This is a genomic window from Ruminococcus sp. AM43-6 (assembly GCF_003461785.1).
Lineage (GTDB): Bacteria > Bacillota > Clostridia > Oscillospirales > Ruminococcaceae > Hominimerdicola > Hominimerdicola aceti.
This window is the reverse complement of record NZ_QTXU01000074.1, coordinates 1-1892: the sequence shown is the minus strand read 5'-3', so window position 1 is coordinate 1892 and position 1892 is coordinate 1. Positions and strand designations below refer to the sequence as shown.

General features: G+C 37.9%; 3 protein-coding genes. 1 reads left to right on the top strand and 2 read right to left on the bottom strand.

The genetic code is table 11. The annotated features are described in order from the left end of the window. Positions 1–106: 106 nt before the first annotated feature. Positions 107–505 carry a hypothetical protein gene (locus DW938_RS14445; protein ID WP_118125586.1) on the bottom strand — a complete coding sequence of 133 codons (399 nt, stop codon included), beginning with the start codon at positions 503–505 and terminating at the stop codon, positions 107–109. A 601-nt stretch (positions 506–1106) separates the two neighbouring features. On the opposite strand from DW938_RS14445, the gene DW938_RS15205 reads away from it, so the two are divergent. Continuing rightward, entirely contained in the window at positions 1107–1385 is a 279-nt protein-coding gene (locus DW938_RS15205) for a helix-turn-helix transcriptional regulator (protein WP_242992566.1), read from the top strand. A gap of 219 nt (positions 1386–1604) precedes the next feature. On the opposite strand, the gene DW938_RS14435 is transcribed toward DW938_RS15205, so the two are convergent. Beyond that, on the bottom strand, positions 1605–1892 hold a 288-nt coding region (locus tag DW938_RS14435), incomplete at its 5' end, for a transposase (protein WP_181984474.1).

Here is a 1892-nt window from a genome sequence, read left to right as displayed (position 1 = left end):
TATTTTTAAATGCAGCTTCATTTTGTTGCTCCTTTGATTTCTTATAATACAAGGCAATATCGCACAAAGACCGCTTGACAGAGTTATGCGGTATCGCCTTAAATTTTTATGCTGTTATCGTTCCTTTTGATGATACTGTTTTACTAACAACGTAATTTGTCAGAGTAGCCTTTACTGTTACCGGAGTGCCCGCTTTTGGGACAGCCGTGCCTTTATAATTCATGTAATATGTACCCACGGAGTTCACATTCGATTCATTAGTCTTATGTGAAGTACATTTCATTTGCGTATATGCACCGCTGACTGAAACAGCGAATGTTGTGGATTTCACTGTTATTTTTCCGGCACTTGTTGCCATAACAGTGGTTGTTGTAGTTATTGCATTATCACTTGAAGGTGCTCCAGATGTGAAACGAAGCGTGTACGCACTAACTCCAATAGCCATAGAGCTCATCATCATAACAGCAGCACCCATAGCTGCGATTCTCTTAACGATATTTTTCATATTAAACGTTTTTTCATAATATAGGTGTGATTTTCTTCAAGTTTTGTTGCAGAGTAATTTAACTTCATCATATCACACAATTATTACAACGAGTAATTGTGCATAATAAACATTTACATCTTCATTGGGCTTATCAAATTTTTTTTGCAATAGACTTTTTTATCTACGTATACATTATTTTAACACATATAACACCAAAAGTCACTATATTCTGCATATTTCTCTCATATGCACAAGATTTTTGTATAGCTGAACAAATATTGCGTTCTAAATTATTTCATTTTACATAAGTTGATTGTTAAATACTTGTTAACATCAACACGGAAGTTGAGATAGCCAGATTATAACGCTTATTGACATACAAGTCAATGAATGATATTATTAAGATATAACGATTTTAGCACAGGCGGTGAATTAATTTTGAAATTCTACGATTATCCGATAATCAGCAAAGAAAGCAGTCTTCCCGTCTTTTTGGTGAGCGTCGGGCTATCTGTACAGCTTTTTCATTGAATTGAGCCGTCTTGCGGCGAAAGGAAAAGGCAGTGTACAAATAGCCCCTGCGGTGACAAAGGCGATCGCATATATTGACGAAAACTATATGAAACAGCCCGGTCTTGAATCCATAAGTAAAGCCGCAGGAGTTTTTTCGCAGCATTTGTGCAGATTATTCAGGCAGACCTTGAACTGCCGACCGATGGAATATATCACAAAACGCAAGATACAGGCGGCTAAAATGCTTCTGGCGGAAACGCAGAAAACTGTCGATCAGATAGCTGAAGAAACTGGTTTCTGTGACAGCAGTTATTTTTGCAAGATTTTCAAAAGGTTTGAGAGTATTACTCCGTCGCAGTTCAGAAGTATAGAACGGGCTCTATGAAATTCGTAAATTGACCGCTGACACCGTATAAAAAAACAAAAAGGCGTTGTAAAAAAAACAGCGCTCAAAGAGCCGAGATTTCCTGCTTTTGGGAAATCTCGGCTCTTTTTTATGCCAGATCGCAAAAATAACTATTTTGGCTGAATTTTGGGTAAAGCAAACACAGCGGCACAAAAGCTGCGTTTTTGCCGTGTTGAAAATCTGGAAAATATTCTAAATTTATGCCGCTTTTTTTATTGCAGGCTTTTTCAAGTGGAATTTATGAAGATTAAAACCACAGCAAATCATCGCAATTTCTAAATTCAAGGCTTTTGATCCTCTTCTGCGAGCTCTGGTATATGACCTGTTCCACTTGATAATGCCGTTTGCACCTTCCGACTGGATACTTCGGTTCATACGCAGCAGCGCTCCGTGAATGCTGTTCAGGTTGCAGAGAACTTCCTTGTGGAACTTTGTCAGTTCTTCATTCAAGCGAATTTTACGGTTCCCTTTGCACTTACAGCATTT